Source organism: Blastomonas sp., assembly GCF_041747255.1.
Taxonomy (GTDB): domain Bacteria; phylum Pseudomonadota; class Alphaproteobacteria; order Sphingomonadales; family Sphingomonadaceae; genus Blastomonas.
This window is the reverse complement of sequence record NZ_JBGTFM010000072.1, coordinates 1-4,141: the sequence shown is the minus strand read 5'-3', so window position 1 is coordinate 4,141 and position 4,141 is coordinate 1. Positions and strand designations below refer to the sequence as shown.

Genomic DNA, 4,141 nt, shown 5'->3' with positions numbered 1-4,141 from the left:
CGCCGAAGCGCTTGATCGGCATATTGCGCTAGACATTGGCGTGGCCGAAGTCACGCGGCTGCTGTGCAGTGCGATCGGATGCGGCGCGGTGTTGGCTGGGGTCTCGCGGTTGGTAATCGATTTCAATCGCGAGGAGGATGCTACGGGCCTCATCCCCCACATCAGCGACGGCCAGATGATCCCCGGCAATGCTGATGCCGATGTACCCGTCCGGCTCGACGCATTCTACCGCCCGTATCACGCGGCGGTCGAGCGGACTCTGGCGCAGGTAAGCGACCCATTTATCTTGTCGCTGCACAGCTTTACCCCGCAACTCGCGACCCGCCCCGAAGAGCGGCGCCCGTGGGACATCGGCGTGCTTTATAATCGCGATGACCGCGCGGCGCGGATCGCGATCCCGCTGCTGACGGCGGCGGGCCTGCATGTCGGCGATCAACTGCCCTATGCGGGCACCTTGCTCAACGCGACGATGAACCGGCATGCAGAAGGCTATGCTCGGCCCTATCTGGGGCTTGAAATGCGTCAGGATCATGTCGTGACGATGGACGGGCAGGCGCGGTTTGCTGCAATTATTGGTCAAGCGGCGATTGCCTGCCGCAATAGTCTTGCGCAACGCGCCTGATTTTGAAAGAGACACGGGCCACAGAAAGGCCCGAGAATGACCCACAGCTTCGATAAATCCAGATTGCCCAGCCGCCACGTATCGGTGGGGCCGGAACGCGCGCCGCACCGCAGCTATTATTATGCGATGGGGCTGAGCGAGGAGGAAATCGGGCGGCCATTCGTCGGCATCGCCAGCGCGGGCAACGACAGCGCGCCCTGCAACACCACGCTCAATGCGCAGGCCGATGTCTGCCGCGATGGCGTCAACAAAGGCGGCGGAATGCCGCGTCGGTTCAACACCATCACCGTCACTGACGGCATCGCCATGGGCCATCAGGGCATGAAAAGCTCGCTGGTCAGCCGCGAGGTAATTGCAGATTCGGTCGAGCTCTCGGTGCGCGGCCATTGCTATGATGCACTCGTCGGCTTTGCCGGTTGTGACAAGTCGCTGCCGGGCATGATGATGGCGATGCTGCGACTCAACGTGCCATCGATCTTCGTTTATGGAGGATCGATCCTGCCGGGTCGATATGATGGCCGCGATGTAACGGTGAAAGACGTGTTTGAGGCCGTCGGTCAGCACGCAGCTGGAAATTGTCCACTCAAGGACCTGATTGCGCTCGAAAAGGTCGCCTGTCCCGGGCACGGCGCGTGCGGCGGGCAGTACACTGCGAACACCATGGCCTGTGTCGGTGAGGCGATTGGCCTGTCGCTGCCCAACAGCAATATGGTGCCCGCGCCATATCAGAACCGGGCCGACATCGCTGTCGCAGCCGGAAAGCAGGTGATGGAGCTGATCGCCCGTAACCTGAGGCCGCGCGACATATGTACTCTGCAGGCGTTTGAAAATGCAGCGCGCGTGGTCGCGGCAACCGGCGGCTCGACCAACGCAGGACTGCATTTGCCCGCGATGGCGAGCGAGGCGGGAATTGACTTCGATCTGTTCGATGTCGCCGAGATCTTCAAAGCCACGCCCTATATCGCTGATTTACAACCGGGTGGCCGCTATGTCGCCAAGGACATGTACGATGCCGGGGGCGTTTATATGCTGATGAAAACACTGCTGGATAATGGCCTGCTGCATGGCAATTGCATGACCGTGACCGGCAAAACGCTGGGCGAGAACATCGATCAGGTAACGTGGAATCCCGACCAGAAGGTCATCTACGACGTGAAAACGCCACTTTCGCCCACCGGCGGGGTGGTTGGCCTTAAAGGCACGCTCGCGCCCGAAGGCGCGATTGTGAAGGTTGCCGGCATGACGCGGCTGCAGTTCACCGGCCCGGCGCAGGTGTTTGATTGCGAGGAGGATTGCTTTGCAGCGGTCGAGTCGCGGCAGATCAAAGAAGGCGCGGTCATCGTCATCCGCTATGAAGGCCCCAAGGGTGGTCCAGGCATGCGCGAGATGCTGTCGACCACGGCGGCGCTTTACGGACAGGGCATGGGTGACAGTGTCGCGCTGATCACAGACGGGCGCTTTTCCGGCGCGACGCGTGGGTTCTGCATCGGCCATGTCGGCCCCGAAGCCGCCGATTGCGGCCCCATCGCGCTGATCGAGGAAGGCGATATCATCGCGATCGACGCTGAAAAGGGCACGATTGACCTGCTGGTCGATGACGCCGTGCTGGCAGAGCGTCGCGCAGCATGGCAGCCACGCATCAATGACTATCAATCGGGGGCATTGTGGCGCTATGCGCAGAACGTCGGGCCAGCGAGCAAGGGTGCGATCACCCATCCCGGCGCAAAGGCGGAGCGGCACGTTTATGCGGATATCTGACCGATTTGGCACGGGCGGCCTCGCTCTGACTTTTATCGCGATGACCGGCGGATGCTCAACTGATGCGGGTGAGCCCGAGTCGCTTACAGGCGGCGAGACGGCGGCGGTGCAGTGCGCGCTTGGGCAAAGCACCGAGTTTACCGACGGGTGCGATGTCGAGCGTGTGCAAAACGGTGAGACCCGCGGACTGGTGATGCGTCACCCCGATGGCGGATTCCGGCGGTTTGAGATTGTCGATGATGGTCGCGGACTGGTCGCCGCCGATGGGTCTGAAGAGGCGGTGGTGACACCGCTGACCGATGGCCGCATCGAGGTATCGGTCGGGCGCGATCGCTATCGTTTGCCCGCCACAATCAAGCCCGGCGCTGCGGCGGGCGGTGCCTGATCGCGGCGAGCCTGTCGTCACCGTCGCGCAAATGGTCGCGGCTGAGCAGGCATTGTTCGATGCCGGAACATCGGTCGACGCACTGATGACGCGCGCCGGGCAGGGCGCGGGCGAACTGATCTGGCGGATTGGCGGGCTGACGCCGACGCTGATTTTGTGTGGTCCCGGCAATAATGGCGGCGATGGCTATGTTATCGCAGAGTTTTTGCGTACCAAGGGAGTGCGGGCCACGGTCGCTGCGACGCATCCGTCCGCCACCCATGCGGCGCGCAATGCCTGTGCTGCGTTTCAGGGTGACATCATCGCAATTGCTGATGCAACCGCGTGCCCGCAGGTCGTCGATTGTGTGTTCGGCAGCGGCCTGTCGCGCCCGGTCGATGAACCCCTTTGGTCACTGGTCTGTAAGCTTGTTTCGGGGGCGCGGCGCAGTTTTGCGGTCGATCTGCCCAGCGGGGTCGATGCCGACCGGGCAATGTGGCTGAACGATGCGCTGCGTTTTGACCATGTCATTGCGCTTGGGGCTTACAAATATGCGCATTTGCTCGAGCCGACCGCCAGCGATTGCGGCACGTTAAGCCTCATAGATATCGGGGTCGATGTGAGCCGTCACTGCGTCCGCCGCCTGGCCAAGCCACTGATAGCTGCGCCCGATACGACATCACACAAATATACACGCGGTCTGGTCGCAATCATTGCAGGCGCGATGCCCGGCGCGGCGCTGCTGGCCGCTGAGGCCGCGCAAGCGACTGGCGCGGGCTATGTGAAGCTGATCGGGCGGGGGGCCGCGCCTGCCAACTTGCCTGCAGCTGTCGTCTGGCAAAGCGCTGATGATGGCACAGCTTTGGCGGCAACGTTGGCTGACCCGCGCATCGGCGCAGTGCTGATCGGTCCTGGGCTTGGCCGCGATGGCGGGGTGGATGCCGTGCTAAAGGTGGCCCTCGCTTGCCCGCATCCGCTGGTGATCGACGCCGACGCGCTGCATCTGCTGGCACAGCGTGGCGCAGCGCTGTCGGATCGGGCCAAGCCGGTATTGCTTACCCCGCATCATGGCGAGTTCACTGCGCTGGTTGGCGAAATGACAGAGGCCTGCAACAAGGCAGAGCGCACCCGTGCAGCCGCCAGAACGATTGGTGCGCACCTTGTCTACAAAGGCGCAGACAGCATCATGGCGGCACCGGATGGCAATTGCATCATCGCCGATCGACGGTGCGGCTGGCTGTCGGTTGCGGGCAGCGGCGATGTGCTGGCAGGCGCAATCGCGGCTAGGTTGGCGGCGCATGGCGACCCGATGAATGCGATGGCCGAGGCGTCGTGGCTGCATGATCGGGCCGCGCGGCTTGCCGGACCGGCGTTCTCAGCGACGCGGCTGGCGGCTC

4 protein-coding genes are annotated in these 4,141 nt (G+C 63.0%); all 4 read left to right on the top strand.

Going from position 1 to position 4,141, the window contains the following annotated elements; all coding sequences use genetic code 11:
* A partial coding sequence (locus tag ACEW8G_RS02685) for an N-formylglutamate amidohydrolase (protein WP_373486904.1) occupies positions 1-622 on the top strand: 622 nt, incomplete at its 5' end.
* 36 nt (positions 623-658) lie between these two features.
* The gene (gene ilvD / locus ACEW8G_RS02680; protein WP_373486903.1) at positions 659-2,380 is read left to right on the top strand and encodes a dihydroxy-acid dehydratase; all 1,722 of its coding nucleotides are present in this window, start codon (positions 659-661) and stop codon (positions 2,378-2,380) included.
* Positions 2,367-2,765, top strand: a complete 399-nt coding sequence (locus tag ACEW8G_RS02675) for a hypothetical protein (RefSeq protein ID WP_373486902.1) — start codon at positions 2,367-2,369, stop codon at positions 2,763-2,765. The genes ilvD and ACEW8G_RS02675 overlap by 14 nt, the downstream gene beginning before the upstream one ends.
* Positions 2,758-4,141, top strand: a 1,384-nt coding sequence (locus ACEW8G_RS02670) for an NAD(P)H-hydrate dehydratase (protein WP_373486901.1), incomplete at its 3' end; no start/stop codon positions are given. The genes ACEW8G_RS02675 and ACEW8G_RS02670, both read left to right, overlap by 8 nt.